Annotated in this window: 3 protein-coding genes; 1 reads left to right on the plus strand and 2 read right to left on the minus strand. The window is 55.7% G+C overall.

The features are described 5' to 3' along the window. Window positions 1-118: 118 nt before the first annotated feature. Window positions 119-928, plus strand: coding sequence for a glutamate racemase (gene murI, locus ACTHS3_RS11915; RefSeq protein ID WP_049331752.1), 810 nt, complete (start codon window positions 119-121; stop codon window positions 926-928). 62 nt (window positions 929-990) lie between these two features. On the opposite strand, the gene nadC is transcribed toward murI, so the two are convergent. Continuing rightward, complete coding sequence (gene nadC, locus ACTHS3_RS11920) at window positions 991-1,872, minus strand: carboxylating nicotinate-nucleotide diphosphorylase (protein WP_070607561.1); 882 nt, start codon at window positions 1,870-1,872, stop codon at window positions 991-993. 72 nt (window positions 1,873-1,944) lie between these two features. After that, on the minus strand, window positions 1,945-2,100 hold a 156-nt coding region (locus ACTHS3_RS11925; RefSeq protein WP_440368030.1), incomplete at its 5' end, for an NrtR DNA-binding winged helix domain-containing protein.

Here is a 2,100-nt window from a genome sequence, read left to right on the forward strand (position 1 = left end):
GTTGTGGATTTGCTCGCATCAGGCTTGGATGGAAAACGATAAAAAAGAATATGTTTAACCTTCAGGCCGTCTGAAAACGGTTTCAGACGGCCTCAACTCTATATTGAAGAAATTAACCATGAGTACCAGCAAACAACGCCCCATCGGCGTATTCGATTCCGGCGTCGGCGGCTTGACCAACGTCCGCGCCCTGATGGAACGCCTGCCGATGGAAAACATCATCTATTTCGGCGACACCGCACGCGTTCCCTACGGCACCAAATCCCGTGCCACCATCGAGACCTTCGCCATGCAGATTGTCGATTTCCTGCTGGAAAACGATGTCAAAGCACTCGTTATCGCGTGCAACACCATCGCCGCCGTTGCCGGACAGAAAATCCGCCAAAAAGCAGGCAATATGCCCGTATTGGACGTCATCTCCGCCGGTGCGGAAGCCGCTTTGCAAACCACCAAAAACAACCGAATCGGCATTATCGCGACCAATACCACCGTCAACAGCAATGCCTACGCGCGCGCTATCCATTCGAAAAACAACGACACGCTGGTGCGCACACAAGCCGCGCCCCTGCTTGTGCCATTGGTAGAAGAGGGCTGGCTCGATCACGAAGTCACCCGCCTGACCGTGCGCGAATACTTGAAGCCGCTCTTGGCCGACGACATCGACACGCTGGTGTTGGGTTGCACCCACTTCCCACTGCTCAAACCGCTTATCGGCCGTGAAGCGCAAAATGTCACCTTGGTCGATTCCGCCATCACCACCGCTGAAGCCACCGCCAAAGCCTTGGCGCAAGCAGGTTTGCTGAATACAGAAAACGACAACCCGGATTACCGCTTCTACGTCAGCGACATCCCACTGCGCTTCCGCACCATCGGCGAACGCTTCTTGGGTAGAAGTATGGAGCAGATTGAGATGGTAACGTTGGGTTGATAGGTGATATTAAAGGCCGTCTGAAATTTCAGACGGCCTTTGTTTTATAGCAAACTCGAAATTTAAGCCACGAAATCCAAGCCTATATCCAACGAGCGGCTGCTGTGGGTCAGATAGCCGAGGGCGATGCCGTCCACGCCGGTTTGTGCCACGCGTTTCAGGCGGTCGAAGCCGATGCCGCCCGATGCTTCGCAATAGACGGTGTGTGGGTGGGCGGTTTGCGTGTGGCAGCAGTTTGCCGCTTCTTTCAAGGTTTCGTCGTCCATGTTGTCCAGCAAAATCCGTTTCGCGCCCGCCGCGATGGCTTCGTCCAGTTGTGCCAGCGTGTCCACTTCGATTTCCACGCAGGTCAACGGTCCGACCGCCTGCTTTGCCTGCCGTACGGCTTGGGCGATGCTGCCGCAATAGGCGAGGTGGTTGTCTTTGATGAGCACGGCATCGTCTAAGCCCATGCGGTGGTTCACGCCACCACCTGCTCTGACGGCGTATTTTTGCAGGACGCGAAGCAGTGGGATGGTTTTGCGGCTGCACACGATGTCTGTGCCGTATTCGGCGACTTCGGCTACTGCGCGAGCGGTGGCGGTAGCGATGCCGCTCAAGTGCGTAAGATAGTTGAGCGCGGTGCGTTCGGCAGCGAGCAGCGCGCGGGCGTTGCCTTCGACGGCGGCAAGCATCTGACCTGCGCGGACAGCTTGCCCGTCTTGGATTTCTGCTTGGAAGCGGACGGACGGATCCATCGTCTGAAAGGCAAGGCGCGCCAAATCCATGCCTGCTATTACGCCGTCCTCACGACTGATCAGGAAAAGTTTGGCGGTTTTGTCGGGAGCGATGACGGCTGCGGACGTAATATCGCCTCGCCTGCCTAAATCTTCGCTCAAGGCTTGTTCTACCATGGGGCGCAACAGGGTATCGGGTAGAGGTAGAAGATTATTCTCAGACGACATGAAGGTTCCTTTGTTGAAAAATTGATATTGCCCAATGGGGCAAAATTTAATTTGAGGCCGTCTGAAAATCAGTTAGCGGCTGCCCAGCGGTAGTCCGATATCAGAAATCAGCTGATCGGGCAGAACGTCATCTCGGAAGCGGTAAAGCTGCGCAGGACGGCCTTTACTGCCTGATACGCCGGTATCCGACGGCTCGATGAGGTTTTGCTGCTGAATCTGGCGGCGGAA

The sequence above is a fragment of the Neisseria sp. P0009.S007 genome (genome assembly GCF_051962515.1).

Coding starts and splice junctions, on each gene's coding strand:
- murI (WP_049331752.1), top strand. CDS start 119: ATGAGTACCAGCAAACAACGCCCCATCGGCGTATTCGATTCCGGCGTC.
- nadC (WP_070607561.1), bottom strand. CDS start 1,872: ATGTCGTCTGAGAATAATCTTCTACCTCTACCCGATACCCTGTTGCGC.